Below are 24,589 nucleotides of genomic sequence, written 5' to 3'. Positions count from 1 at the left end.
TGTCCCAGGTGATCCAGTGACTTCGACAGAAAGGGACGGTTAACCGGTGTCGACGCCGTTCTATGTCTCACCCCAGCAGGCGATGGCGGATCGCGCGGAGTACGCGCGCAAGGGCATCGCCCGTGGCCGCAGCCTGGTCGTTCTGCAGTATGCCGACGGCATCGTGTTCGTCGGTGAGAACCCGTCCCGTGCGCTGCACAAGTTCAGCGAGATCTATGACCGGATCGGTTTCGCGGCCGCCGGTAAGTACAACGAGTACGAGAATCTGCGGATCGGTGGTGTGCGCTATGCCGATCTGCGGGGTTACACCTATGACCGTGACGATGTGACGGCGCGCGGTCTGGCCAACGTGTACGCGCAGACGTTGGGCACGATCTTCTCCTCGGCGGGGGAGAAGCCGTACGAGGTGGAACTGGTCGTGGCGGAGGTCGGTGAGACTCCGGACGGTGATCAGATCTATCGGCTGCCGCATGACGGGTCGATCGTGGATGAGCACGGTTCGGTCGCGGTGGGTGGCAATGCGGAGCAGATCAGCACTTTTCTGGATCAGCAACATCAGGACGGGATGAGTCTGGCGGACGCGCTGAAGCTGGCCGTGCAGGCGTTGTCGCGGGACACGAACGGCACGCAGCGGGAGATTCCGGCGGAGCGGCTGGAGGTGGCGGTGCTCGATCGGACCCGGCCGCAGCAGCGGAAGTTCAAGCGGATCGTGGGGCGTCAGCTGGGCCGGTTGCTGGAGACGGACGGTGCGTCGACGGAGGCGGAGAGCTCCGACGAGGAGTAGGTCCGTTCCGTGTGTGGTGGTTCCTGTGTGCCCCGGTCGGGTCGTCGGCCGGGGCACAGGGCGTTTCAGGAGGTGCTGGGCGGGGCTGTGGAGGCTCGTACGACGAGGTGGACGGGGATGTCCGTGGCGTCGGGCGTGCGGCCCTCCAGGACGTCGAGGAGGGCTTGCATGCCGCGTTCGCCGAAGAGTTCGGCGTCGAGCCGGACGGTGGTGAGTTCGGGGTCGAGGGCGGTGGCGAGGGCGAGGTCGTCGAGGCCGGTGACGGAGATGTCGTCGGGGACGCGCAGGCCGAGGCGGCGGAGGGCTTTGTAGGCGCCGGCGGCGAGTTTGTCGTCGTCGCAGACGACGGCTGTGGGGCGGGGGCCGGGGGTGGTGAGGGCGGTTTCGGCGGCGGCGCGGGCTTCGTCGATGGAGATGGGGGCCGGCGCGGTGCGCAGGGTGGTGCCGGGGGTGGCGGCGATGCGGGTGGCGAGTTCGTGGGCGCGGACGTGGAAGGTCCAGGAGGGGACGTCGGCCGCGAGGTGCAGGAAGTGGCGGTGGCCGAGGCCGAGGAGGTGATCGGCGAGCTGGCGGGCGCCGTCGGCGATGTCGAGGTTGACGGTGGCGGCGCCGAGGCTTCCGGTGGGGTCGCTGTCGAGCATGACGAGGGGGAGTTGGTCGCCGCGGATGGCGGTGAGGGCGTCGGCTGCCATGGAGGAGGCGAGGACGCCGTCGAGGGCGGCCTGTGCGGAGGCGAAGGGGTCGCGGGCGGGGCCGACGCCTTCGGGGGAGGGGTAGAGGACGACTCCGAAGCCGTGTTCGGCGGCTACGCGTGCGGCTCCGGTGTAGACGCCGGCGAAGAACTCGGTGGTGAGGGCGGGGACGACGAGGAGGACGGTGCGGGTGCGGCCGAGGCGGAGGTTGCGGGCGGCGAGGTTGGGGCGGTAGTCGAGTGCGCGGGCTGCTTCGCGTACGCGCTGGGCGGTGGCCTCGGAGACGCGGCCTCGCCACTTGTCGCCGAGGACGAGGGAGACGGCGGCCTGGGAGACGCCTGCGGCCCGGGCGACGTCGCGGCTCGTGGGGCGGGTGCTACCTCGTGCCACGGTGGGCCTGCTCCTTCGTCTGGACTGGCGAACAGCGCACATGGTACGTATGACAAGAGGCGTTATACGTAAAACTTCGGGGTGGCTCACTGCCTCGGCGAGCCGACGGAGGCAGGACATTGGCCGCGGGATACCTGGAGATCCTCAGGGCGAGGCACGCGGCCCGGCTGCTGGCCGGGACGCTGGTGGGGCGGCTGCCCAACTCCACGGCCGCGATCGCGATCGTGCTGTTCGTGCGGGCGGAGGGCGGCACGTACAGCCTGGCGGGGGCGCTGGCGGCGGTGTACGGCGTCGCGAACGCCGTGGGGCAGCCGTCGCTGGGGCGGCTGGTCGACGTGTACGGGCAGCCGCGGGTCCAGTTGCCGGCGGCGCTGGCCTCGGCGCTGGCCATGGCCGTGTTCGCGTTCGCGGGGACGGGTGCGCTGCCGGTCGCCTACGGGGCGGTGGCCGCGGCCGGGCTCTTCACGCCGCCTCTGGAGGGCGGGCTGCGCGCCCTGTGGCCGGCGGTGCTGCGGCGCGAGGACCAGGTGCACACGGCGTACGCGATGGACGCGGTGGCGCAGGAGGTGATGTTCACCGTCGGGCCGTTGCTGGTGACGATGTGCGTGTCGGTGTGGTCGGCGCAGGCCGCGCTCCTGGTGCTGAACGCCGTCGGGGTGCTGGGTGCGCTGTGGGTGGTCGTGTCGCCGCCCTCGCGCGCGTGGCGGTCGGCTCCGCGTGAGGCGCACTGGCTGGGGGCGCTGCGGTCGCGGGGTCTGCTGGCGCTGCTGGGGGCGTTCCTGTTCGTGGGGGTGGCGCTGGGTTCGATCACGGTGGCGTCGGTACCGTACGCGGACGATCACGGCGGGGACGCCGTGTACGGCTGGCTGATGGCGGCGCTGGGGCTGGGCGCACTGGTGGGCGGTGTGGCGTACGGGGCGCGGCGCTGGGCGGGGGCGCCGGAGCGGCGACTGGTCGGGCTGGTGGCGGCTCTGGCGGTGTGTTACCTGCCGTTGACGCTGATGCCGGGTGCGGTGGCCATGGTGGCGCTGACGGCGCTGGCGGGCGTGTTCCTGGCCCCTGCCATCGCGTGCGCGTTCGTCATCGTGGACCGGCATGCGCCGCGTGGGACGGTGACGGAGGCGTTCTCCTGGCTGGTGACGACGTTCACGGTGGGGGCGTCGGTGGGGACGGGTCTGGCGGGGCCGGTCGTGGAGGCCGGTGGCGCGTTGTGGGGGTTCGCGGTGCCGGGCGCCGCGGGCGCCGTGTCCCTGGTGGTTTTGCTGGCCACAGGGCGGGTAATGGCAGTTCCCGCGGGAAGTGGGGTGGTTGCGGCTTCATCGGAAAATGATCCAAACCGTGCTGCCGAACCCCGTTTCAGTTCAGGGGATCGGGCGTAATGTTCACTCATGGACCGCCGCATTTTCGGGCTGGAGAACGAGTACGGCGTCACATGTACGTTCAGGGGACAGCGTCGGCTGTCTCCCGACGAGGTGGCGCGGTACCTCTTCCGCCGTGTCGTGTCATGGGGCCGAAGCAGCAATGTCTTTCTGCGGAACGGCGCCCGCCTCTATCTCGACGTGGGTTCGCATCCGGAATACGCGACACCGGAATGTGACAACGTGACCGAGTTGGTCACCCACGACAAGGCCGGCGAGCGCATTCTCGAGGGACTCCTGGTGGACGCGGAGCGACGCCTGCACGAGGAAGGAATCGCGGGCGACGTCTACCTCTTCAAGAACAACACGGACTCGGCGGGCAACTCTTATGGTTGTCACGAGAACTATCTGGTGGCGCGGCACGGGGAGTTCTCCCGGCTGGCGGACATCCTGATCCCGTTCCTGGTGACCCGGCAGCTGCTGTGCGGGGCGGGCAAGGTGCTGCAGACGCCCCGTGGGGCGGTCTACTGCGTCAGCCAGCGGGCCGAGCACATCTGGGAGGGCGTCTCCTCGGCGACGACCCGCTCGCGGCCCATCATCAACACCCGTGACGAGCCGCACGCGGACGCCGAGCGGTATCGCCGTCTGCATGTCATCGTGGGCGACTCCAACATGTCCGAGACGACGATGCTGCTGAAGGTCGGCGCCACGGATCTGGTGCTGCGCATGATCGAGGCGGGCACGGTGATGCGGGATCTGACGCTGGAGAACCCGATCCGGGCGATCCGCGAGGTCAGTCATGACATCACGGGCCGTCGCAAGGTGCGGCTGGCCAGTGGGCGCGAGGCCTCCGCGCTGGAGGTGCAGCGGGAGTACTACGAGAAGGCCGTGGACTTCGTCGAGCGCCGCGGGATCCGCACCGGCACCGTCGACCAGGTCCTGGAGCTGTGGGGCCGCACGCTGGACGCGATCGAGGCGGAGGACCTCGACCGGATCGGCACCGAGATCGACTGGGTGATGAAGTACCAGCTCATCGAGCGGTACCGGGCCAAGCACAACATGACGATGTCGCATCCGCGGGTGGCGCAGATAGACCTCGCCTACCACGACATCCACCGTCGTCGTGGTCTGTACTACCTGCTGGAGCGCAAGGGTCAGGCGGCGCGGATCTGCAACGACTTGAAGATCTTCGAGGGCAAGTCGGTGCCGCCGCAGACGACTCGGGCGCGGTTGCGCGGTGACTTCATCCGCCGTGCGCAGGAGCAGCGCCGGGACTTCACGGTGGACTGGGTGCATCTGAAGCTCAACGACCAGGCGCAGCGCACCGTGCTGTGCAAGGACCCGTTCCGTTCGGTGGACGACCGGGTGGAGAAGCTGATCGCCGGCATGTGAGCAGGTGTTCCGCGCGTGCTCGGCACGGGTGCGGAACGCAACACGGGCACCGTACGTTTCCCGTACGGTGCCCGTTTCACGTCGTAGAGTTGCGCGCACGCCATCCGAAGATCAACCGATTACGAGGCTTCATCGTGCGCCGACGCTCCCTCATCCTTGCCGCCGTTCCCGCGGGACTCGTCACGTTGTCCGCGTGCGGCGACGACAAGTCCGATTCGAGCAAGGCGAGCGACAAGGCGTCGCCCTCGGCCGCGGCCCCGTCGGCGGCGCCCGCGCCGAAGATCGTCGACGGTCCGCTGCCCGCCATCACGGCGGGCGTGAAGTTCGGTGAGAAGCCGACGGTCGCCAAGGGCCCGGGCAAGCCCTCGGATCAGCTGGCGGTCAGGACGGTGATCGCGGGCGGTGGGAAGACGGTCGCGGAGAACGACTACATCCAGGCCGACTACCTGGCACAGGTGTGGGACACGGCGAGGGTCCTCACCAACACCTACGACCACAAGGTGCCGCTGCTGACCCAGCTCGCGCAGGGCAGCACCCTGGAGGGCTGGCGTTACGCGCTGACGGGGAAGAAGGTGGGCAGCCGGGTGGAGTTCGCGGTGCCGCCGACCTGGGCCTTCGGCAAGAAGGGCAATGCGCAGGTGGGGGTGAAGGGCACGGACACGCTGGTGTTCGTGTTCGACATCAAGGACTCGTTCAACGCGAACAGTTCCGCCAAGGGCAAGGACGTGCCGCAGGACGGGGCCGGCGTGCCGAAGGTGGGCACGAACACCGACGGCAAGGCGCCCTCGATCGACATCCCCAAGGCGAAGCCGCCGACGAAGCTGGTGTCGAACTACGTCATCGAGGGGGACGGCCCCGTGCTCGCGGCGGCCGACACCGTGCTGGTCCAGTACAAGGGCGTCATCTGGGACACGGGCAAGGAGTTCGACTCGACGTACGGCCGCCACGCGCTGACGTCGTTCTCGCTGCAGCAGGTGGTCAAGGGATGGGCGCAGGGACTGACCGGCAAGAAGGTGGGCAGTCGGGTCGTCATCGTCGTCCCGCCGTCGTTGGGTTACGGCGACAACCCGCCGAACGGCAGTGGCATCGAGAAGGACTCCACGATGGTGTTCTCGGTGGACATCCTCGCGAAGATGTGAGGCCGTCGGAGGTGTAAGACTGTCCGTGTTGTTGCCTTTCCGTGAGACGTGCAGGAGCCAGTGACGTGAGCATTGACAAGCCCGAGATCGACTTTCCCGGCGGCGAGCCCCCGGCGGACCTCGAGATCAAGGACATCTGGGAGGGCGACGGCGAGGTTGCGCAGGCCGGTCACACCGTCTCCGTCCACTACGTGGGTGTCGCGTTCAGCACCGGCGAGGAGTTCGACGCCAGCTGGAACCGCGGGACGCCGTTCCGCTTCCCGCTCGGCGGCGGCCGGGTCATCAAGGGCTGGGACCAGGGCGTGCAGGGCATGAAGGTCGGCGGGCGTCGCCAGCTGACCATCCCGGCCCACCTCGCCTACGGCGACCAGAGCCCGACGCCGGCGATCAAGCCCGGTGAGACGCTGATCTTCGTGGTGGACCTGCTCGGCGTCTGATCGTCGCACCGCCGGTCCGTGCTGATCGCGGTGCGACCGGCGCCGATCATCCGGGGCCCATGCCTGCCCGGGCATGGGCCCTCGGCTTTTGTCCGGGCGGCGCGGGGCGGTACGGTCTCGATCGTAAGCACCATAGGGGAGGCGAAGGGCGTCGATGGCCATTGCCAAGGCCGAGCGGCTGATGAACCTGGCGCTGTGTCTGCTCGGGACGCGGCGGCCGCTCAGCAAGCGCGAACTGCGCGACTCCATCGAGGCATACGTCGAGGCCTTCGGGCCGGGCAGGGGTGCGGCGCTCAGGTCGGGTGGCGGGGCGGCGTCGTCGGACGACTCCTTCAACCGGATGTTCGAGCGGGACAAGGACGATCTGCGCGAGCTCGGTCTGGTCATCGAGACCGTGGAGAGCCTGGACGGTGAGATCGGCTACCTCGCGCGCCGTGACAGCAACCGGCTGCCGCCCATCACGCTCGACGCCGAGGAGGCCGCGGCTCTCGGGCTGGCCGCCAAGGTGTGGCAGCAGGCCCGGCTGGCGGGTGCGGCCAGCGGCGCGCTGCAGAAGCTGCGGGCGGCGGGACTCCCGGAGGACGTGGACCCCTACGAGGCCCATGGTGCGCTGGAGCCCCGGATCCCCGTTCACGAGGCGGCCTTCGAGCCGTTGATGCTGGCCTGCCGGGACCGTCGGCCCGTGGTGTTCGACTACCGCAAGGCCACCGCCGCGCACCCGGAGCCGCGGCATGTCGAGCCGTGGGCGCTGGAGTGCTGGCGCGGCCACTGGTATCTGGCCGGTTTCGACCGTGACCGGGGCGCCGAGCGGGTGTTCCGGCTGTCGCGGATCACCGGCCGGGTGCGCTCGCGCGGGGCGGCGTTCACCGCGCCCGTTCCCGATGTCGTCACGGTGCGTGAGACGGTCGCGAGCTGGGCGGGGGAGACCGCCGACCGCAGCGCGCTGATCCGGCTGCGGACGGGTTCCGGGTACCCCTTGCGGGCGAAGGCCACCTCGGTGCGGGAACTCGGGGACGGCTGGGACGAGTTGGAGATTCCGTACGGGCACGGGCTGGACGCCTGGCTGGTGGAGTTCGGGCCGGACGTGGTGGTCCTGGAGCCGGCCGAGCTGCGGGCGGACGTCGTGGACCGGCTGCGGGCCGTGGCCAAGGGCTGAGGGGGAGCGAGCAAGACAGTGGCAGGCAAACCGGTCAGGCCGGCGAACGCGATCGACCAGACCCGGCGGATGCTCTCCCTGGTGACGTATCTCAGGGAGCGGCCCGGCGCGCGCATCGAGGATGTGGCGCGCGCCTTCGGCATCACCGAGGACGAGCTGGTCTCGGACCTCGACGTGCTGCCCATGTGCGGGACCAGTTTCCGCGGCGGCGACCTTCTCGACATCGACACCGACGGCGAGCGGATCTGGTGGCACAATCCGGCCGCGCTCGGCGCGGACGCCGCCGAGCCGCTGCGGCTGGCCGCCGACGAGGCGACCGCGCTGCTGGTGGCCGCCCGGGCCGTGGCCACGCTGCCGGGGCTGCGGGAGGGCGACCGGCAGGCGCTGCTGCGGGCGACGGCGAAGGTGGAGGCGGCGGCCGGCGAAGCGGCGGGGGCGAGTGCGCGCCTGTCGGTGACGTTCGAGTCGGAGGGCGGGGTCTTCGCGGACGTCGACCGGGCGATCTCGGAGCGGCGCAGGCTGTGGATCCGCTACTACTCGCCCGCTCGTGACGAGCTCAGCGAGCGCGAGATCGACCCCATCCGGCTGGTCAGCGTCGGGCACACCTATGTGGAGGCCTGGTGCCGCCGCTCGGAGGCGCGCCGCACGTTCCGGCTGGACCGGGTCGCCGAGATCAGGATCCTCGACGAGCCCTCGGCGCCGCCCGAGATCGAGTTGCGGGACCTGTCGGAGGGGCTGGTGCAGCCGGCTGCGGAGGATCCGGAGGTCGTGGTCGAGGTGGGCCCGGGCGGCCGGTGGGTCGCCGAGTACTACCCGCACGACAGTGCGGATGAACTGCCCGAGGGCGGTCTGCGTATTGCTCTGCGTACGCCGGAGCCGGCGTCGCTGAGGCGGCTGGCCCTGCGGCTCGGCCGCGACGGCCGGATCGTCTCGCCGCCGGAGCTCGCCGACAGCGCCCGCCGGGCCGCCCGCGAGGCGCTGGCCGCGTACGACGGTATCGAGGCGGGCGGGGCGGCCGACGTGCCGCTCGCGGTGCACGGCGAGGGCCGGTTCGACGGAGGGGAGCGGGGGGAGTCGTGAGCGAGTCGACGGCGTCCGGTGTGCGGGGCATCTCGGTGGCTTCCGCGTTCGCGGGGATGCGCAGCGCGGCCCCGGTGCGGTTCAGAGCAGGGTGTCCGGACTGCCGGGGCGCCTTCGAGCTCGCCGCGGGTGCGCTGCGGCTGGCCATCGGGGCTTCCAGCCGCACCACCTTCTACTCGTTCACCTGCCCCGACTGCGGGGCCGCGGTGCGCAAGCCGGCCGGTGATCGGATTGTGGAGCTGCTGACCGGCGGCGGGGTCAGGACCCTGCGGCTGCATTCCCCGTAGGGGGTCTAGGCTCGCCCCATGTTCTGGGCGATGTTCGCGGTTGCGTTGGGTTTTGCAGGTCTCGCCGTTCTCGCGGTGTTCGCCGTGCGGGTCTTCGTCGAGGCGCAGCGGCTGGGGCGGCAGGTCGCCGAGTCCGCGCGCCGCGTCGACCGGGCCGCTCAGGACCTGGAGCGGGCGGCGGTGAGCGCGGCGCGCGCCGTGGACACGCTGTGACGGTGACCGTGGCCGGTTCCGCCCTGTCAGGGCCGCTCGCGTGACTCCTGAGGCTGATGCGTTTCGGGCCGCTTCGGCCTCCCGCGCCGGTGGTGGGGGCAGGTACGCTGCTGGTCGCGGCTCGGATAACGAGGCCCGGACCGCATACCGGGAGTACGCACGGGGATTGCCTCACGTTTACCCCTGAGCGTTACGATCGCTGTCAACACGATCGTTCGGACATGCGTCCGACCGGTCGGACGGCAACCCGCCCCCGCAGCCTCGGTGAGAAGGTAAAGACTTATGTTCGGAAGGCTCGGCGCCCCCGAGATCATTCTCATCCTCGTCGTCGTCATCCTGCTGTTCGGCGCGAAGAAGCTTCCCGACATGGCGCGCTCGCTGGGCAAGTCCGCTCGCATCCTCAAGAGCGAGGCCAAGGCCATGAAGGAGGACGGCGGCAGCACGACCACCCCGGCCGGCCCGCCCCACCACGACGAGCAGACCCCGTCGACGCGCACCATCCAGGCCGCCCCCGGCGATGTGACCAGCTCCCGTCCGGTCACCGAGCCGACGGACACGACCAAGCGCTGACGCAGGGCCGGTGACCTCCGGCCCGCCGCACGAGATGGGAACGTGGGTTGCTGAAGTCTGCCCGCAAAGAGGAGAAGGACCCGGAGGGGCGGATGCCCCTCGCGGATCACCTTCGTGAGCTTCGCAACCGGCTCGCGAAGGCGATGCTGGCCATCGTCGTCGTCACGATCGTGGCCGCCTTCTTCTACAAGAACATCATCGAGTTCTTCACGAACCCGATTCTCAACGCGGTGGGGTGCGACTCGACCTTCTCCGAGCTGGCGACCCAGCGGAGCGGGACCTGCGCGCGCATCGTGCTGAACGGTCTGCTCACACCCTTCACGCTCGCCCTCAAGGTCTCCCTGATGGCCGGCGTGATCTTCGCGTCGCCGGTCTGGCTCTACCAGCTGTGGGCGTTCGTCGCGCCGGGTCTGCACCGGCACGAGCGCAAGTACGCCTATGCGTTCGTCGGCACGGGTGTTCCGCTGTTCCTCGGCGGGGCGTTCTTCGCGTACAAGACGCTGCCGACCATGGCCAAGGTGCTCCTGCAGTTCTCGCCGGCGGACCTCGACAACCAGCTGCCGCTGGACGATCTCCTCGATCTGATCGTCCGCATGGTCCTGGTCTTCGGACTCTCGTTCGAGCTGCCGCTGCTGCTGGTGATGCTCAACCTGACCGGGGTGCTGACCGGCACGCGCATGCTCAGCTGGTGGCGCGGGATGATCATCGGCATCACGGTGTTCGCCGCGGTCGCCACGCCCAGCACCGACCCGCTGACGATGCTGGCGCTCGCCGGTCCGATCTGGGTCCTGTACTTCTGCGCGACCGCCTTCTCCCTGCTGAACGACCGTCGCAAGCGGCGCCGCGACGCCCTCGGCCCGGCCGACGACGAGGCGTCCGATCTTGATCTCACCCCCGAGGACATCGGCGAGGTCGAGACGGTGTCCGTCTCTCGCGCGCTGCCGGAGCAGTCGAGCACGGACCGGGTCAACGGCTATGACGACGTGACCTGACGGACGTCGCCGAACTTCCGGGTCGTCCTCGTGACCTGCGAGATCACCCTCTTCCTCCATCCCGCTGCGGGCCGCGGCCGGGGCGCCCGAGCGGCGCCGCCGGCCGCTTCCGCGTTCGGAGAGCGCCGGCGCCCCGAGGGCGGTCCTGGGCGCTGCTCACCCGGCGTCGCCCGCCCGGCGCGGGGCGCGTCACCGGCCCTCGCGCCGGAGCCCGACGCGCCCCCGTGAGCTGGGCGTACCCAGGTTCGGAAGCACCTGATCCGGATAATGATCGTCCTGTTGTCAGTGCGGCCCGGTACGCTCGAAAGCACGATGACAGAGGATCTCTCACCGGCCGAGCGGTACACGGCAGCACGTAAGCGCGCTGTCGAGCAGGCCACCGCGCTCGCGTCCTTCCGCGAGATGTACGACTTCGGTCTCGACCCCTTCCAGATCGAGGCCTGCCAGGCGCTGGAGGCGGGCAAGGGCGTCCTGGTGGCCGCCCCCACCGGCTCGGGCAAGACGATCGTGGGCGAGTTCGCCGTCCACCTCGCCCTCGAACAGGGCAAGAAGTGCTTCTACACGACGCCCATCAAGGCGCTGTCGAACCAGAAGTACTCCGACCTGTGCCGCCGTTACGGCAGCGACAAGGTGGGTCTGCTCACCGGCGACAACAGCGTCAACTCCGAAGCCCCGGTCGTCGTGATGACCACCGAAGTGCTGCGGAACATGCTCTACGCCGGTTCGCAGACGCTCCTCGGCCTCGGGTACGTGGTGATGGACGAGGTGCACTACCTCTCCGACCGCTTCCGGGGCGCCGTGTGGGAAGAGGTGATCATCCACCTTCCCGAGTCGGTCACCCTGGTCTCGCTGTCCGCGACCGTGTCCAACGCCGAGGAGTTCGGCGACTGGCTGGACACCGTGCGGGGCGACACCGAGGTGATCGTCTCCGAACACCGGCCCGTGCCGCTGTTCCAGCACGTGCTCGCCGGGCGGCGGATGTACGACCTGTTCGAGGAGGGCGAGGGCCACCGCAGGGCCGTCAACCCCGACCTCACGCGGCTGGCCCGCATGGAGGCCTCCAGGCCGTCGTACCAGGACCGCAGGCGGGGCCGGAGCATGCGCGAGGCCGACCGCGAGCGCGAGCGCAGGCAGCGCTCCCGGGTATGGACGCCGGGACGGCCCGAGGTCATCGAGCGGCTCGACGCCGAGGGGCTGCTGCCCGCCATCACGTTCATCTTCAGCCGCGCCGCCTGTGAGGCCGCCGTCCAGCAGTGCCTGTACGCCGGACTGCGGCTGAACGACGAGGAGGCGCGGGCCGAGGTCCGCGCGCTCGTCGAGGAGCGCACCGCCGCCATCCCGCACGAGGACCTGCACGTCCTCGGCTACTACGAGTGGCTGGAGGGCCTGGAGCGGGGCATCGCCGCCCACCACGCGGGCATGCTGCCGACGTTCAAGGAGGTCGTCGAGGAACTGTTCGTGCGCGGTCTGGTCAAGGCCGTGTTCGCGACCGAGACCCTCGCCCTCGGCATCAACATGCCCGCCCGGTCGGTGGTGCTGGAGAAGCTCGTCAAGTGGAACGGCGAACAGCACGCCGACATCACCCCCGGCGAGTACACCCAGCTCACCGGGCGCGCGGGGCGGCGCGGCATCGACGTCGAGGGACACGCCGTCGTGCTGTGGCAGCGCGCGATGGCCCCCGATCACCTCGCCGGCCTCGCGGGCACGCGCACCTACCCGCTGCGCTCCAGCTTCAAGCCGTCGTACAACATGGCGGTCAACCTCGTCGAGCAGTTCGGGCGGCACCGCTCGCGCGAACTGCTGGAGACGTCGTTCGCGCAGTTCCAGGCCGACCGGTCGGTGGTCGGGATCTCCCGGCAGGTGCAGCGCAACGAGGAGGGACTGGAGGGCTACAAGGCCTCCATGACCTGCCATCTCGGCGACTTCGAGGAGTACGCGCGGCTGCGCCGCGACCTCAAGGACCGCGAGACGGAACTGGCCAAGCAGGGCGCCGCTCAGCGACGCGTGGAAGCCGCTGTGGCGCTGGAGAAGCTGAAGCCCGGGGACGTCATCCACGTGCCCACCGGCAAGTACGCGGGGCTGGCGCTGGTGCTGGACCCGGGTCTGCCGGCCGGGCGGGCCAACGGGCACCGCGGCTTCGACCACCACGACGGGCCGCGCCCGCTGGTCCTGACCGCCGAGCGGCAGGTCAAACGGCTGGCGTCGATCGACTTCCCGGTGCCGGTCGAGGCGCTGGAGCGGATGCGGATCCCCAAGACGTTCAACGCGCGCTCGCCGCAGTCCCGCCGCGACCTCGCCTCCGCGCTGCGCACCAAGGCCGGGCACATCCCGCCGGAGCGGGCCCGCAAGCAGCGCTCCCAGGCCGCGGACGACCGGGAGATCGCACGGCTGCGCACCGAGATCCGGGCGCACCCGTGCCACGGCTGTTCCGACCGCGAGGACCACGCCCGCTGGGCGGAGCGGTACCACCGGCTGCTGCGCGACACCTCGCAGCTGGAGCGCCGCATCGAGGGACGCACCAACACCATCGCCCGTACCTTCGACCGGATCGTGGCACTGCTGACCGAGTTGGACTACCTGCGCGGCAACGAGGTCACCGAGCACGGCAAACGGCTCGCCCGCCTCTACGGCGAACTCGACCTGCTCGCCAGCGAATGCCTGCGCGCGGGCGTCTGGGAGGGGCTCAGCCCCGCCGAACTCGCCGCCTGCGTCTCGGCGTTGGTGTACGAGGCGCGGATGAGCGACGACGCGATGGCGCCGAAGCTGCCCTCGGGCAAGGCGAAGGCCGCGCTCGGCGAGATGGTGCGCATCTGGGGCCGGCTGGACGCGCTGGAGGAGGACTTCCGCATCAGCCAGACCGAGGGCGTCGGACAGCGCGAACCCGACCTGGGCTTCGCCTGGTCCGCGTACATGTGGGCCTCGGGCAAGGGGCTGGACGAGGTGCTGCGCGAGGCGGAGATGCCCGCCGGCGACTTCGTGCGCTGGTGCAAGCAGGTCATCGACGTACTCGGGCAGATCGCGGCGGCGGCTCCCGCGGAGAGCACGACGGTCGCGAAGAACGCCCGCAAGGCGGTCGACGCACTGCTGCGGGGCGTCGTGGCCTACTCGTCGGTGGGCTGAGCGCGGACGGCGGGTGCGGGGAGGGCGCGCCCTCCCCGCACCCGCCGTCCCCGCACGCCCTGGACTCTCCGGACTCTCCGTACTCGCCCCGAGGGAGAACGGAACTCCTAGGTGGGCTGCCCCTGACGCCCCTTCAGATAGGTGCGCCAGCTGCCGTATGCGGTGATGTCCTCGGCGTCGGTGAGGGCGCAGGGCTCGCAGAGGAAGCCGGGGACCCGGGTGCCGTCGGCGAGTTCCACCGGGCCCAGGGTCATCGGGCGGGGCAGCGCGGCCAGCAGGGATCCGAGGCCCTCCGCCGGGATGCGCCACACCTCCGTCTCGATCGCCGCCCCGAGGCCGTCCCGCGGTCCGACGTACACCAGGCCAGGCTTCGGCGGGCTCGTGCGCAGGGCGTGCAGACGGTAGACCGGGGCGGTGGCGGTCGTCCGGTCGAGACGGGCGCCCAGGGCGAGGAGCTGGCCGTTCAACGGCTGACCCGACAGGTGCGCGCCCACCACCGCCACCCGTGTCTCGGGCCGCAGCTGTGCGGCGATCCGGGCCAGTCGTTCGTCCGTGTGGGCCGGCCCGATCAGCATCACGCCGAACGGGAGGCCGTTCACCTCCCCGGCCGGGACGGCCACCGCCGCCAGGTCGAAGAGGTTGGTGGAGTTGGTGAAGCGGCCCAGGCGGGCGTTGGCGCCCAGCGGGTCGGCGGCGACCTCGGCGAGGGTGGGGTGGCCGGGCGCGGTGGGCAGGAGCAGGGCGTCCGCGTCGGCCAGCTCGGCGAGGGCGCGGGTGCGCAGGGCGGCCAGTCGGTCCTGGTCCGCGAAGAGGCGGTGGGCGGGGACGTCGCGGGCCCGGGTGATGATGCCGGCGACCGTCGGGTCCAGGCCCGCACCGCCTTCCGCCAGCAACTTGTCGACAAAGCTCCCGACGGCGGTGTAGCGCTCGGCGACGAACGCGCCCTCGTACAGCATCGCGGCGGCCTCGGTGAACGGGGCGAGGTCGAGGGTGCGCAGCTCGGCCCCGGCCGACGCGAGCTGCCGCGCCGCCGCCTCGTAGGCCTGCGCCCAGCCGGGGTCCAGTTCGCCGAGCTGGTCGAGCGGCGCGACCGCGACGCGCCAGGGGCCGGCGGGCCGCCCGGGGAGGGGCGGGGCCGCGCCGGTGGTCATGTGGGCGAGAGCCTGTTCGGCCTCCGGCAGGGTGCGGGCGAAGACGGTCACGCAGTCGAGCGAGGCACAGGCGGGGACGACGCCCTCGGTCGGGACGAGACCGCGGGTCGGCTTCAGGCCGACGACGCCGTTGAAGGCCGCCGGGACCCGGCCCGAGCCCGCCGTGTCCGTGCCGAGCGCGAGGTCGACGAGGCCGAGGGCCACCGCCACGGCCGAACCGGAGCTGGAGCCGCCGCTGATCCGCGCCGGGTCAAGGGCGTTGCGGACCGCGCCGTGCGGGGAGCGGGTGCCCACCAGGCCCGTCGCGAACTGGTCGAGGTTCGTCGTGCCCAGCAGCAGCGCCCCTGCCGCGCGCAGCGAGGCCACCGCCGGGGCGTCCCGGGCGGGCCGGTAGGCGTACGCGGGGCAGCCCGCCGTGGTGGGCAGTCCGGCCACGTCGATGTTCCCCTTGGCGGCGAGCAGCCGGCCGGCGAGCGGGAGGCGCTCCCCGGCGGCGACGCGCCGGTCGATCGCCTCCGCCTCGGCCTCGACCTCGTCCCTGGGTCGCAGGTCGATCCAGATCTCGGGGCGGTCCGTGGCCTCGATGCGGTCGTAAGCGGTGCGGACGCGGCTGAGCGTGCTGGACATCTCCGGTTCCTCTCTCAGACGGCGGCCGGCGCGAGGACGAGCAGTGCCGTCCCGGCCTCGACCTGGTCGCCGGGTCGGGCCAGGACCTGTGCCACCACGCCGTCGACCGGCGCGTGCACCCTGGACTCCATCTTCATCGCCTCCAGGGCGAGCAGCGGCTGGCCCGCCGTCACCTGGTCGCCCGGCGACACGTTCAACTGCCATACGGAGGCGGCGAACTCGGCTTCCACGAGGCGTCCGCCGACCGGGACCGTGACCTCGGCCGGCGCGACGGCCGGGACGGTGGCGGCCTGCGCCCGGGTGAACTCGCCCGCGGCTTCCCAGGCGTCCCGCTCGGCCGCGAAGGCGGCCCGCTGGCGGGAGCCGAACTCGCCGACGGAGTGCGCGTGTTCGGCGAGGAAGGCCTGGTGCTCGGCGAGCGAGAAGGCGCCCTCCTCGATACGCGGCACGAACCGTCCGGAGATGATGTCGGCCCGCAGGTCGAGCAGTTCGTCCGCCTCGACCGGATACCAGCGGATCCGGTCGAAGAACCTCAGCAGCCAGGGCGAGCCCGTCTCGAACGCGCCGCGCTGCTGCCACGGGGACCACACCTGGGTCGTCCGTCCGACGAACTGGTAGCCGCCGGGGCCCTCCATGCCGTAGACGCACAGGTACGCCCCGCCGATGCCGACCGAGTTCTCGGCCGTCCAGGTGCGCGCCGGGTTGTACTTCGTGGTCACCAGCCGGTGGCGGGGGTCGAGGGGGGTGGCGACCGGGGCGCCGAGGTAGACGTCGCCGAGGCCCAGGACCAGGTACTCCGCGGCGAACACGGTGTCGTAGACGTCCGCCGTCGACTCCAGGCCGTTGACCCGGCGGATGAACTCGATGTTCCAGGGGCACCAGGGGGCGTCGTCGCGGACGCCCGCCATGTAGCGGGCGATCGCCTCGCGGGTGGCCGGGTCGTCCCAGGACAGCGGCAGGTGCACGGTACGGGAGGGGACGACCAGCTCGTCCGTGGGGGGCAGCGCCGCCACGGTCTCGCGGACGATCGCGAGGAGTTCACGCTGGGGCAGCCGGCCCGGGTCCGTCCGGATCTGCAGGGAGCGGATGCCCGGGGTGAGGTCGGTGACGCCCGTCAGGTCAGCCGCGGCCACCGCCTCCATCAGGGCGTGGACGCGCATCCGCAGGGCGAGGTCCAGCTGCGGCGGCCCGAACTCGACCAGGAGGTTGTCGTCGCCGCTGCGGCGGAAGACGACGTCGCCGTCCGTCGCGAGGATCCCGCCGTCGACGATCGCCGGGCGCGGCCCGCCGTCCACGTCGACCGGCCGGAAGCGGACGGTGTCGCCGGGGCGCAGCTGGCCGAGCTTCCAGCGTTCGGAGGTGAGCACCGTGGCCGGGCACACGAAGCCGCCGAGCGAGGGTCCGTCCGGGCCGAGCAGCACCGGCATGTCGCCCGTGTAGTCGACGGCGCCGACCGAGTACGGGGTGTCGTGGATGTTGGAGGGGTGCAGGCCCGCCTCACCGCCGTCGGTGCGCGCCCACCGCGGCTTGGGGCCGACCAGGCGCACCCCGGTGCGGGCGGAGTTGAAGTGGACCTTCCAGTCGGCGGCGTAGAAGTCGCGGATGTCGTCCTCGGTGAAGAACTCCGGTGCCGCGTGCGGGCCTTCGACGGCGCCGATGTGCCAGACGGGACCGAAGGAGGGTCGGTCCGTCGCCGGAGCGCCCTCGGTGACGGTCCCGCCGTGCAGGACGTCCCCCGTGCGCAGCGCGCGGCCGCCGTGTCCGCCGAACCGGCCCAGTGTGAAGGTGCTCGCGCTGCCCAGGAAGGCGGGGACGTCGAGGCCGCCCGCGAACAGGACGTAGGTGCGCAGGCCGTGCTCGACGGGCGCGCCGATCTCCAGCAGGGATCCCGCGGGGACCGTCACCGGTTCCCACTGCGCGGCCGCGGCGCCGTCCACGGTGACCGTGGCCGGCGCGCCCGTCACGCACACCGTCGTGGCGTGCGTGAACCGCAGGGACGGCCCTTGGAGGGTGCACTCCAGGCCCGGCGCGCCCTCGGGGTTGCCGAGCGCCCGGTTGCCGAGCCGGAACGAGCGGTCGTCCATCGGGCCGGACGGCGGGACGCCGACCTGCCAGTGACCGGTGCGGCCGGGCCAGTCCTGCACGGTGGTGAGGGTGCCGCCGGCCGTCACCTCGATGCGCGGGGTCGGGTCGTGCACCTCGGCGAGGGTGGCCGTCGAGTGGGACGCCGTCACGAAGCGGGGGTCCGCGAGCGCCGCGCGCACCAGGCCGAGGTTCGTCTCGATGCCGTCGACGCGGGTGCGGGCCAGCGCCTCGTCGAGCCGTCGCAGCGCGAGGGCGCGATCCGCTCCGTAGGCGATCACCTTGGCGAGCATGGGGTCGTAGGACGTCGTCACCTCGCAGCCCGTCTCCACCCAGCCGTCGACGCGCACGCCGCCCGGGAACTCGACCCGGGTCAGCAGGCCCGCGCTGGGCCGGTGCCCGCGGCTGGGGTCCTCGGCGTACAGGCGGGCCTCGACGGCGTGGCCGCGCGGCGGACCCGGCTCGCGGACGACGTCCCGTTCGCCGCGCGCCAGACGCAGCATCCAGGCGACGAGGTCGACGCCGTAGATCTCCTCGGTGACCGGATGCTCCACCTGCAGGCGGGTGTTGACCTCCAGGAAGTAGGCCTCCTCACGGGCCGCGTCGTAGACGAACTCGACGGTGCCCGCGGAGCGGTAGCCGACCGAGGCGCACAACTCGCGTGCGGAAGAGGCGAGTTCCGCCCGTACGTGGTCGGGCAGTCCGGGCGCGGGGGCCTCCTCCACGACCTTCTGGTTGCGGCGCTGCAGCGAGCAGTCGCGGTCGCCGAAGGTGACGACCTTCCCCTCGCCGTCGCCGAAGACCTGGACCTCGACGTGGCGTGCGTCCTCGACGAGCCGTTCCAGGAAGACGCCGGCCGAGGAGAAGGAGGCGGCCGCGACGCGCTGGACGCGTTCCCAGGCGTCGGCGAGTTCGCCGGGTGAGCGGCAGGCCGACATGCCGATCCCGCCGCCTCCGCCGGTCGCCTTGAGCATGACGGGATAGCCGATGGCCCCGGCTTCCTTCTCCGCAGCGGTCAGCGAATCCAGCAGTCCGGTGCCCGGCGCCAGCGGCACCCCGGCGGCCCGTGCCGCGGCACGGGCCGTGTGCTTGGCGCCGAACAGCTCCAGCTGGTCCGGTGTGGGGCCGACGAACACGATGCCGGCGTCGGCGCAGCGGCGGGCGAAGGCCGCGTCCTCCGAGAGGAACCCGTAGCCCGGGTGGATCGCGCCCGCGCCGGTCTCCTGGGCCGCCTTCAGCACGAGGCCGGCGTCGAGGTAGGACTCCTTGGCGGGGGCCGGTCCCAGCCGCACCGCCTCGTCGGCGAGCCGGACGTGGGGCGCCGACCGGTCGGGGTCGGAGTACACGGCGACGGTGCGCAGGCCCAGTTCGCGGGCGGTGCGGATGATGCGGACGGCTATCTCACCGCGGTTGGCGACGAGCAGCTTGTCGAAGGTCATGTCGGGTCCTCGTCGCCGTCGGGGGCGCTGATCGTCATCTCCACCGCGGTCGGCTCGAAGCCGTTGCAGGGGTTGTTGATCTGCGGGCAGTTGGACACCAGGACGAGGACGTCCCGTTCGGCGCGCAGGGTGAGCGAGAGGCCGGGGGCGGAGAGGCCGTCGACGATGCCGAGGGCGCCGTCCTTCTCGACGGGCACGTTCATGTACCAGTTGATGTTGGAGACGAGGTCGCGCTTGCCGAGGCCGTGCCGCGCGCCCTCGGCCAGGAAGTTGTCGACGCACGCGTGCTGCGCGAAGGTGTGGTGGCCGTAGCGCAGGGTGTTGGACTCCTTGGAGCAGGCGCCGCCGACGGTGTCGTGGCGGCCGACGGCGTCGGCGGTCACCGTCATCAGCGGGGTGTGCTCGTTGGACATCAGCACGCTGCCCGTGGTGAGGAAGACTCCGCCCTGCGCGTGGATCGTGTCGGGCGCGCTGTAGCGCACGGACGTGTCGTGGGCGTCGTACACCAGGAAGTCGACGGCCTGGTTGCCGTGCAGGTCGGTGATGGTGAGGGTGTGGCCGGCGAGGACGGTGCAGGACCAGGCCGCCCGCGCCGGGACGACGGTCCGCAGGACGGTCTTCGTGCTCATGCGAGCCCCCTGGCGGCGAGGAATTCGGCGGTGTTGAGGAAGGCGCGGCGGCCCTCCGGGGTCGCCTCCCACAGCGGGTCGCCCGGCCGGGTCGGCTCGGCCCGCCAGGCGAGCACCTCCAGCGGGGTGCTGACGTACTCGGGGCGGGGGTCGGCCGGATGCGGCACGTTGGCGATCAGGACCGTGACGTCCTGCTCGGTGCGCAGGGTGACGCTGCCGCCGGGGCCGGCCGAGCCGGTGAAGTCGAGGGAGCCGTCGTCACGGATCCGCACGCCCTGGAAGAAGGAGAGCGAGGGCGGCAGGTCGCGGGGCTCCAGGCCGTTCTTGGCGGCGGCCAGCTTGAACAGCTCACGGCCGGCGGGGGAGGGGCCCTGGGGGGCGCCGTCGCCGTAGCGCTCGGTGTTGCGGACGAGGGTGGAGGTGCCGCACAGGGCGTCGTGCCGGCCGGCGGTGTCGGTGACGACCGAGGCGAGGACGCGGCCCTGGTCGGACAGGAGCAGCACGCCCTCGCCGAGGTAGGCGTTCCACTGGACCTTGACGGTGTCGGCCACGTTCAGCCGCTCCCAGGGGCGGCCGTCCACGTGGAGGAGCAGATGGGCGCAGGCGTCGCCGTGCGGGTCGGTCAGCCGCAGCTCGGTGCCCCGGGCGAGGACCCGGTGGGTGTAGTTGCCGCCCGCGACCGTCTCGGCCCACACCAGATGACCGGCCTCGCAGGGCGGGTTCGGCCAGTCCCGGGCCGGGACGACCGGCATCGCCTCGGCCCGGGCGCCCTCCTGCGCCCGGGCGTGGGCGCGTGCTCCGTACGTGGTCGCTGTCGCCGCCATTGCGGACCTCCGCAGCTCGGTTCCGTCGCTGTCGCGGTATTTCTGTCGCGCGACAGAAATTAGGGCCGCGTCGGGTCGCCGCCGTTGCCCTCGGGTTGCGGGGCGGTTACCGAGTCCTCACCGGCTCCGCCCGAAGATCGTCGCGGGCCGCCGTGTGCGAGGATCGAACGCATGGAGTCGGGCAGCGGACGTCGAGTGGGCCGGCCGCGCGCCGCGCAGCGCCCGGACAGCGGGCTCGCGCCACGCGCGGAACTTCTCGTGGCCGCCGCGGAGTTGTTCACCACCCGCGGGTACGCCGCCACCACCACCCGGGCCGTCGCCGAGCGTGCGGGCATGCGCCAGGCCTCCATGTACCACTATGTGTCGGGCAAGGAGGAACTGCTCGCCGCACTGCTGGAGTCGACGGTCACGCCCTCGCTCGCCTACGCGCGTGAACTGCTCGCCGACGACGCGCGGCCCGCCGCGGACCGGCTCCGGGAGCTGTGCCGCGCCGACGTGGAGCTGCTGTGCGGCGGCCCCCACGATCTCGGCGGCCTCTACCTGCTGCCCGAGGTGCGCACCGAGCGGTTCGCCGGGTTCCACGCCGTGCGCGCCGAACTCAAGGACGCCTACCGGCAGTTGATCGCCGCGACCGCCGCGGGCGGTGCGCTGGCCAAGAGCGAGCTGGATCTGCGCACCGATCTGGTCTTCGGGCTCATCGAGGGCGTCATCCTCGTGCACCGCTCCGATCCGGACCGCTCCGTCGCGGAGTTCGCGGGCGCCACCGCCGACGCGGCCCTGCGCATCGTCGGCGCCTGAGCGGCCCGACCGCGGTGTGTGATCGCCGGTTCGCGGTCGCCTCATCCGTCCCGGTGAATTGATTCGCACGCCCGTGCGCCGTCACTCCTTGTGTGCGAAAGATCGCAGAGCGTGTAAATAGGCCGAGGTTACTCCACGTACGGGAACGGTTTCAGGCGGTCGCCGAATATGACACGGCGATGATCCTGTCGGACTAAGCTCGCCCGCGGCGCACCGAGTTGAGGCGTATTCGTGCGCTTGTTCCCCAATATCCCGAAGATGCCGACAGATCCCTACAGAGGGTGCCCACATGGTGAGTGTTCAGTCCCCACCCGGTCGCCGAGAACTTCCCTACGCGCGCGTGCTGTTGCTGCCGGCGATACTGATGGCCGCGGCGACCGGAGCCGCCGTCGCCCTGGTGGCGACGCCGGCCCGGCTCGCCGTCGGCGTCTGCGGAGCCGTCGCGACCCTCCTGGTGATCGCGGTGGGAGCCGAGTCGGTCCGCCGTGGCCGGCGACTGCGGGAACTGCGCGCGGAGACCGACCGGCGCGTCGCCCACCTGGAACGGCGCGTCGCCGATCACGCGGAGGAGAACCGCCGCCTCGCCGAGGAGCACGTGCCCAGCGCCGTGGCCTGGCTGCGGGCCGGAAATTCCCCCAGAGAGGTGATGCGCGACCTCAGCCAGAGCGACCCCGCCTTCCGCGCACTCGACGACGCGCAGCGCGCCGTGGTCCGCACGATCCTCGACATCGTCGACCACGAGGAGTCCCTGCGCGACTCGGCCCAGCGTTCCTTCGTCAGCATCGCCCGCCGCATGCAGGCCATCGTCCACCAACAGGCGGCGGAACTGCGGGAGATGGAGGAGGACCACGGACGCAACCCCGAGGTCTTCGACGACCTGCTGCGCATCGACCACGGCACCGCGCTGATCGGCCGCCTCGCCGACTCCATCGGTGTGCTCGGCGGCGGCCGCCCCAGCCGCAACTGGCCGCAGCCTGTCCCGCTGTACAGCGTGCTGCGCGGCGCCATGTCCCGGATCCTGGAGTACCGGCGCATCCAGCTGGACTCCATCGCCAAGGTCAACATCGGCGGGCTCTCCGTCGAGCCGCTCATCCACGCGCTCGCCGAACTCCTCGACAACGCCACCCGCTACTCGCCTCCGCAGAGCAAGGTGCACGTCAACGCCGTCGAGGTGCAGACCGGCATCGCCATCGAGATCGAGGACGCCGGCGTCAGCCTCAGCGAAGAGGCCCGCGCCAAGGCCGAACGCATGCTGGAGCAGGCCAAGGCGGGCGTCGACATCCAGGACGTCGGCGGCACCCCGCGCCTGGGCCTCGCGGTCGTCGGCCGTCTGTGCACCTCGTTCAACCTGCAGGTCTCCCTGCGCACCTCGGCATACGGGGGCGTCCGGGCCGTCCTCATCGTGCCGAGCGAGATGCAGACCTCCGATCCCGCCCCCGGCTTCGCGCACGGCATCGGCGCCACCGCCGTGCCGCAGATCGACCTGAGTCAGATCGGCGAGGGCCCCAAGCGGCCGCCGAAGAAGCGCCGTCCCACCAACGCCCGCATCCCCGCCGGAGTCTCCCTGACCGACGACGAGGTGCCCGAGGTCACCGAGTGGACCGAGCAGGGCCTGCCGCAACGCCGCAGCAAGACCACCGTCTCCATCGCCCAGCGCTACCGGGAGGCGTACGCCGCACAGGACGCCGCACGCGAGGGCAAGCCCGACCCGTTCGCGCGGCCCGAGCCCGAGCCGCAGCCCGAGGAGAAGCGGCGCGAGCCCGGCCTGGCGTTCGAGGCCTTCTGGGAGGGCCTGGTGAAGGCGGCCCCGCCGGGAGCGCACCCCACCGACTTCACCCGCAATCCCACCGCCTACCTGCACCTGCTCGAGGACAAGGCCGAGACCGAGGCCGACGATGAAGGGGACCTCACGTGATCCAGCAGCGCCAAAACTTCGACTGGCTGCTCAAGGAGCTCTATGACGGGGTTCCCGGCATCGAGATGATCGTCGTGCTCTCGGCCGACGGACTGCGCATCGCCCGCTACGCCGGCGACCCCGACGCCGCCGACCGCGTCGCCGCGGCCTGCGCCGGCCTGCAGAGCCTGGCCGCCGCCGTGGGCCAGGAGATCCACTCCAGCAGCGGCGAGATGGACATGGTCGTCATCGACCTGAGCGGCGCCTACTTCTACATGATGTCCGCCGGCGCCAACGCCTACCTCGCCGTCCTCGCCGACGTGCGCTGCGAGGCCGGCCGGATGAGCGGCATGATGCGCGACCTCGTGGTCCGTATCGGCGCCCATCTGACCAGCCCGCCCCGCCGCAACGGGCAGAGCGTATGACCCCTCCGCAACGCCGTCGGCGACAACCTCTGCCCCAGCCGTCCCCGCCGCCCCCACCGGTCCCGCCGTCCGCACCCTCCCCGGCGGACGGCCAGGACGGGAACGAGGGGGAGGGCAAGAACCCTGAGCGGCTGTACATCATCACGGGCGCGGACGGCGAACGCGCGCCCGTCGACCTCGTCACGCTGATCGTGGCGCGTGCCGAGGCACCCTCGTCGGCGACCCCGGAACAGACGGCGGTGCTGCGGATGTGCGCCGCCCCGCTGTCCGTGGCCGAGATCTCGGCCTATCTGCGCCTGCCGTTCAGCGTGGTGACGGTGCTGCTCACCGAGATGCTGGCGGCCGAGCTCGTCCAGGCGCGGGCCCCCATCGTCCGGCAGCAGCTCCCCGACCGTTCCCTTCTCGAAGCGGTGATGCATGGACTTCAACGGCTCTGACACGATCCCCGGCCCACGGGCCGAGGACCATCTGCCGCACACCACCACGGCCGCGGCGAAGATCGTCATCGTGGGCGGCTTCGGCGTCGGCAAGACCACCATGGTCGGCTCCGTCAGCGAGATCAGGCCGCTGACCACCGAGGAGACCATGACCCAGGCGGGTATCGGGGTCGACGACAACTACGGCTCCGAGACCAAGACCGCCACCACCGTGGCCATGGACTTCGGCCGTATCCGCATCACCGAGCAGGTCGTCCTCTACCTCTTCGGGACGCCCGGCCAGGAACGCTTCTGGTTCCTGTGGAACGGGCTGTTCGAGGGCGCGCTCGGCGCGGTCGTCCTGGTCGACACCCGCCGCATCGAGGTCAGCTTCGAGGTGATGGGCCGGCTGGAGGAGGGCGGCGTGCCGTTCGTCGTCGCCGTCAACACCTTCCCCGACGGACCCCGTTACCCCCTCGATGACCTGCGGGCCGCGCTCGACCTGCCGCCCGAGATCCCGATCGTGGAGTGCGACGTCCGCCGTCGCGCCTCCAGCCGGGACGTCCTGATGACCCTCATGCGGTTCCTGCACTCCCTGGCTCTGAGCCGCAGCCTCACCTGACCCGCACGGCACCACCATCCACCGACACCGGATCCGGCACGACGCCGGATTCAGCACAGTTGCGGAGCGACC

General features: G+C 71.5%; 22 protein-coding genes. 17 read left to right on the top strand and 5 right to left on the bottom strand.

What is annotated here, in order from left to right; all coding sequences use genetic code 11:
* Positions 1-46 precede the first annotated feature (46 nt).
* On the top strand, positions 47-784 hold the full coding sequence (gene prcA / locus BG482_RS27340; RefSeq protein ID WP_069771817.1) for a proteasome subunit alpha: 738 nt from the start codon (positions 47-49) through the stop codon (positions 782-784).
* A gap of 65 nt (positions 785-849) precedes the next feature.
* Here prcA and BG482_RS27335 read toward each other — a convergent pair whose 3' ends face one another.
* Complete coding sequence (locus BG482_RS27335; RefSeq protein ID WP_069771816.1) at positions 850-1,866, bottom strand: LacI family DNA-binding transcriptional regulator; 1,017 nt, start codon at positions 1,864-1,866, stop codon at positions 850-852.
* Between the two features lie 119 nt (positions 1,867-1,985).
* Between BG482_RS27335 and BG482_RS27330 the strand changes: the two genes are divergently transcribed.
* The 11 genes from BG482_RS27330 (at position 1,986) to BG482_RS27280 (ending at position 13,610) form a co-directional block, all read left to right on the top strand.
* Complete coding sequence (locus tag BG482_RS27330) at positions 1,986-3,245, top strand: MFS transporter (RefSeq protein WP_069771815.1); 1,260 nt, start codon at positions 1,986-1,988, stop codon at positions 3,243-3,245.
* 9 nt (positions 3,246-3,254) lie between these two features.
* On the top strand, positions 3,255-4,616 hold the full coding sequence (gene pafA / locus BG482_RS27325; RefSeq protein WP_069771814.1) for a Pup--protein ligase: 1,362 nt from the start codon (positions 3,255-3,257) through the stop codon (positions 4,614-4,616).
* A 134-nt stretch (positions 4,617-4,750) separates the two neighbouring features.
* Positions 4,751-5,755, top strand: a complete 1,005-nt coding sequence (locus BG482_RS27320; protein WP_069771813.1) for an FKBP-type peptidyl-prolyl cis-trans isomerase — start codon at positions 4,751-4,753, stop codon at positions 5,753-5,755.
* A 65-nt stretch (positions 5,756-5,820) separates the two neighbouring features.
* Positions 5,821-6,192 (top strand): FKBP-type peptidyl-prolyl cis-trans isomerase, encoded by a 372-nt coding sequence (locus BG482_RS27315; RefSeq protein WP_069771812.1) that lies wholly within the window; start codon positions 5,821-5,823, stop codon positions 6,190-6,192.
* A 154-nt stretch (positions 6,193-6,346) separates the two neighbouring features.
* Positions 6,347-7,348: a YafY family protein gene (locus BG482_RS27310; RefSeq protein WP_069771811.1), complete on the top strand. Its 1,002-nt coding sequence runs from the start codon at positions 6,347-6,349 to the stop codon at positions 7,346-7,348.
* 18 nt (positions 7,349-7,366) lie between these two features.
* Entirely contained in the window at positions 7,367-8,428 is a 1,062-nt protein-coding gene (locus BG482_RS27305; protein WP_069771810.1) for a YafY family protein, read from the top strand.
* A complete protein-coding gene (locus BG482_RS27300; protein ID WP_079142207.1) occupies positions 8,425-8,715 on the top strand; it encodes a hypothetical protein in 291 nt (96 codons plus the stop codon). The genes BG482_RS27305 and BG482_RS27300 overlap by 4 nt, the downstream gene beginning before the upstream one ends.
* An 18-nt stretch (positions 8,716-8,733) precedes the next feature.
* Complete coding sequence (locus BG482_RS27295) at positions 8,734-8,928, top strand: hypothetical protein (RefSeq protein WP_069771809.1); 195 nt, start codon at positions 8,734-8,736, stop codon at positions 8,926-8,928.
* 282 nt (positions 8,929-9,210) lie between these two features.
* Entirely contained in the window at positions 9,211-9,498 is a 288-nt protein-coding gene (gene tatA / locus BG482_RS27290; protein WP_069771808.1) for a Sec-independent protein translocase subunit TatA, read from the top strand.
* A 47-nt stretch (positions 9,499-9,545) separates the two neighbouring features.
* Positions 9,546-10,490 carry a twin-arginine translocase subunit TatC gene (tatC, locus tag BG482_RS27285; protein WP_079142205.1) on the top strand — a complete coding sequence of 315 codons (945 nt, stop codon included), beginning with the start codon at positions 9,546-9,548 and terminating at the stop codon, positions 10,488-10,490.
* A 267-nt stretch (positions 10,491-10,757) separates the two neighbouring features.
* Positions 10,758-13,610 (top strand): RNA helicase, encoded by a 2,853-nt coding sequence (locus tag BG482_RS27280; protein ID WP_069771806.1) that lies wholly within the window; start codon positions 10,758-10,760, stop codon positions 13,608-13,610.
* Positions 13,611-13,717: 107 nt separating this feature from the next.
* On the opposite strand, the gene atzF is transcribed toward BG482_RS27280, so the two are convergent.
* The 4 genes from atzF to BG482_RS27260 are packed head-to-tail and all read right to left on the bottom strand — an operon-like array spanning position 13,718 to position 20,362.
* Positions 13,718-15,388, bottom strand: a complete 1,671-nt coding sequence (atzF, locus tag BG482_RS27275; RefSeq protein ID WP_069771805.1) for an allophanate hydrolase — start codon at positions 15,386-15,388, stop codon at positions 13,718-13,720.
* A gap of 14 nt (positions 15,389-15,402) precedes the next feature.
* Positions 15,403-18,909 (bottom strand): 5-oxoprolinase/urea amidolyase family protein, encoded by a 3,507-nt coding sequence (locus BG482_RS27270; RefSeq protein WP_069771804.1) that lies wholly within the window; start codon positions 18,907-18,909, stop codon positions 15,403-15,405.
* Positions 18,906-19,538: an urea amidolyase associated protein UAAP2 gene (locus BG482_RS27265; protein WP_069771803.1), complete on the bottom strand. Its 633-nt coding sequence runs from the start codon at positions 19,536-19,538 to the stop codon at positions 18,906-18,908. Before BG482_RS27265 ends, BG482_RS27270 begins: the two co-directional genes overlap by 4 nt.
* Positions 19,535-20,362, bottom strand: a complete 828-nt coding sequence (locus tag BG482_RS27260) for an urea amidolyase associated protein UAAP1 (RefSeq protein ID WP_069771802.1) — start codon at positions 20,360-20,362, stop codon at positions 19,535-19,537. The genes BG482_RS27265 and BG482_RS27260 overlap by 4 nt, the downstream gene beginning before the upstream one ends.
* A gap of 171 nt (positions 20,363-20,533) precedes the next feature.
* On the opposite strand from BG482_RS27260, the gene BG482_RS27255 reads away from it, so the two are divergent.
* From BG482_RS27255 to BG482_RS27235, 5 genes are all read left to right on the top strand, one after another.
* Complete coding sequence (locus BG482_RS27255; protein ID WP_069771801.1) at positions 20,534-21,160, top strand: TetR/AcrR family transcriptional regulator; 627 nt, start codon at positions 20,534-20,536, stop codon at positions 21,158-21,160.
* 289 nt (positions 21,161-21,449) lie between these two features.
* The gene (locus BG482_RS27250; RefSeq protein ID WP_256096484.1) at positions 21,450-23,075 is read left to right on the top strand and encodes a sensor histidine kinase KdpD; all 1,626 of its coding nucleotides are present in this window, start codon (positions 21,450-21,452) and stop codon (positions 23,073-23,075) included.
* Positions 23,072-23,479: a roadblock/LC7 domain-containing protein gene (locus tag BG482_RS27245; RefSeq protein WP_069771799.1), complete on the top strand. Its 408-nt coding sequence runs from the start codon at positions 23,072-23,074 to the stop codon at positions 23,477-23,479. The genes BG482_RS27250 and BG482_RS27245 overlap by 4 nt, the downstream gene beginning before the upstream one ends.
* Positions 23,476-23,916 (top strand): DUF742 domain-containing protein, encoded by a 441-nt coding sequence (locus BG482_RS27240; RefSeq protein WP_069771798.1) that lies wholly within the window; start codon positions 23,476-23,478, stop codon positions 23,914-23,916. The genes BG482_RS27245 and BG482_RS27240 overlap by 4 nt, the downstream gene beginning before the upstream one ends.
* Positions 23,897-24,517 (top strand): ATP/GTP-binding protein, encoded by a 621-nt coding sequence (locus tag BG482_RS27235; protein ID WP_069771797.1) that lies wholly within the window; start codon positions 23,897-23,899, stop codon positions 24,515-24,517. Before BG482_RS27240 ends, BG482_RS27235 begins: the two co-directional genes overlap by 20 nt.
* Positions 24,518-24,589 lie beyond the last annotated feature (72 nt).

Source organism: Streptomyces sp. LUP30, assembly GCF_001746365.1.
Lineage (GTDB): Bacteria > Actinomycetota > Actinomycetes > Streptomycetales > Streptomycetaceae > Streptomyces.
This window is presented reverse-complemented; position numbering and strand designations above follow the sequence as displayed.

Coding starts and splice junctions, on each gene's coding strand:
- tatA (WP_069771808.1), top strand. CDS start 9,211: ATGTTCGGAAGGCTCGGCGCCCCCGAGATCATTCTCATCCTCGTCGTC.
- BG482_RS27260 (WP_069771802.1), bottom strand. CDS start 20,362: ATGGCGGCGACAGCGACCACGTACGGAGCACGCGCCCACGCCCGGGCG.
- BG482_RS27265 (WP_069771803.1), bottom strand. CDS start 19,538: ATGAGCACGAAGACCGTCCTGCGGACCGTCGTCCCGGCGCGGGCGGCC.
- pafA (WP_069771814.1), top strand. CDS start 3,255: ATGGACCGCCGCATTTTCGGGCTGGAGAACGAGTACGGCGTCACATGT.
- BG482_RS27235 (WP_069771797.1), top strand. CDS start 23,897: ATGGACTTCAACGGCTCTGACACGATCCCCGGCCCACGGGCCGAGGAC.
- BG482_RS27250 (WP_256096484.1), top strand. CDS start 21,450: ATGGTGAGTGTTCAGTCCCCACCCGGTCGCCGAGAACTTCCCTACGCG.
- BG482_RS27270 (WP_069771804.1), bottom strand. CDS start 18,909: ATGACCTTCGACAAGCTGCTCGTCGCCAACCGCGGTGAGATAGCCGTC.
- BG482_RS27255 (WP_069771801.1), top strand. CDS start 20,534: ATGGAGTCGGGCAGCGGACGTCGAGTGGGCCGGCCGCGCGCCGCGCAG.
- BG482_RS27280 (WP_069771806.1), top strand. CDS start 10,758: ATGATCGTCCTGTTGTCAGTGCGGCCCGGTACGCTCGAAAGCACGATG.
- BG482_RS27295 (WP_069771809.1), top strand. CDS start 8,734: ATGTTCTGGGCGATGTTCGCGGTTGCGTTGGGTTTTGCAGGTCTCGCC.
- BG482_RS27310 (WP_069771811.1), top strand. CDS start 6,347: ATGGCCATTGCCAAGGCCGAGCGGCTGATGAACCTGGCGCTGTGTCTG.
- BG482_RS27240 (WP_069771798.1), top strand. CDS start 23,476: ATGACCCCTCCGCAACGCCGTCGGCGACAACCTCTGCCCCAGCCGTCC.
- atzF (WP_069771805.1), bottom strand. CDS start 15,388: ATGTCCAGCACGCTCAGCCGCGTCCGCACCGCTTACGACCGCATCGAG.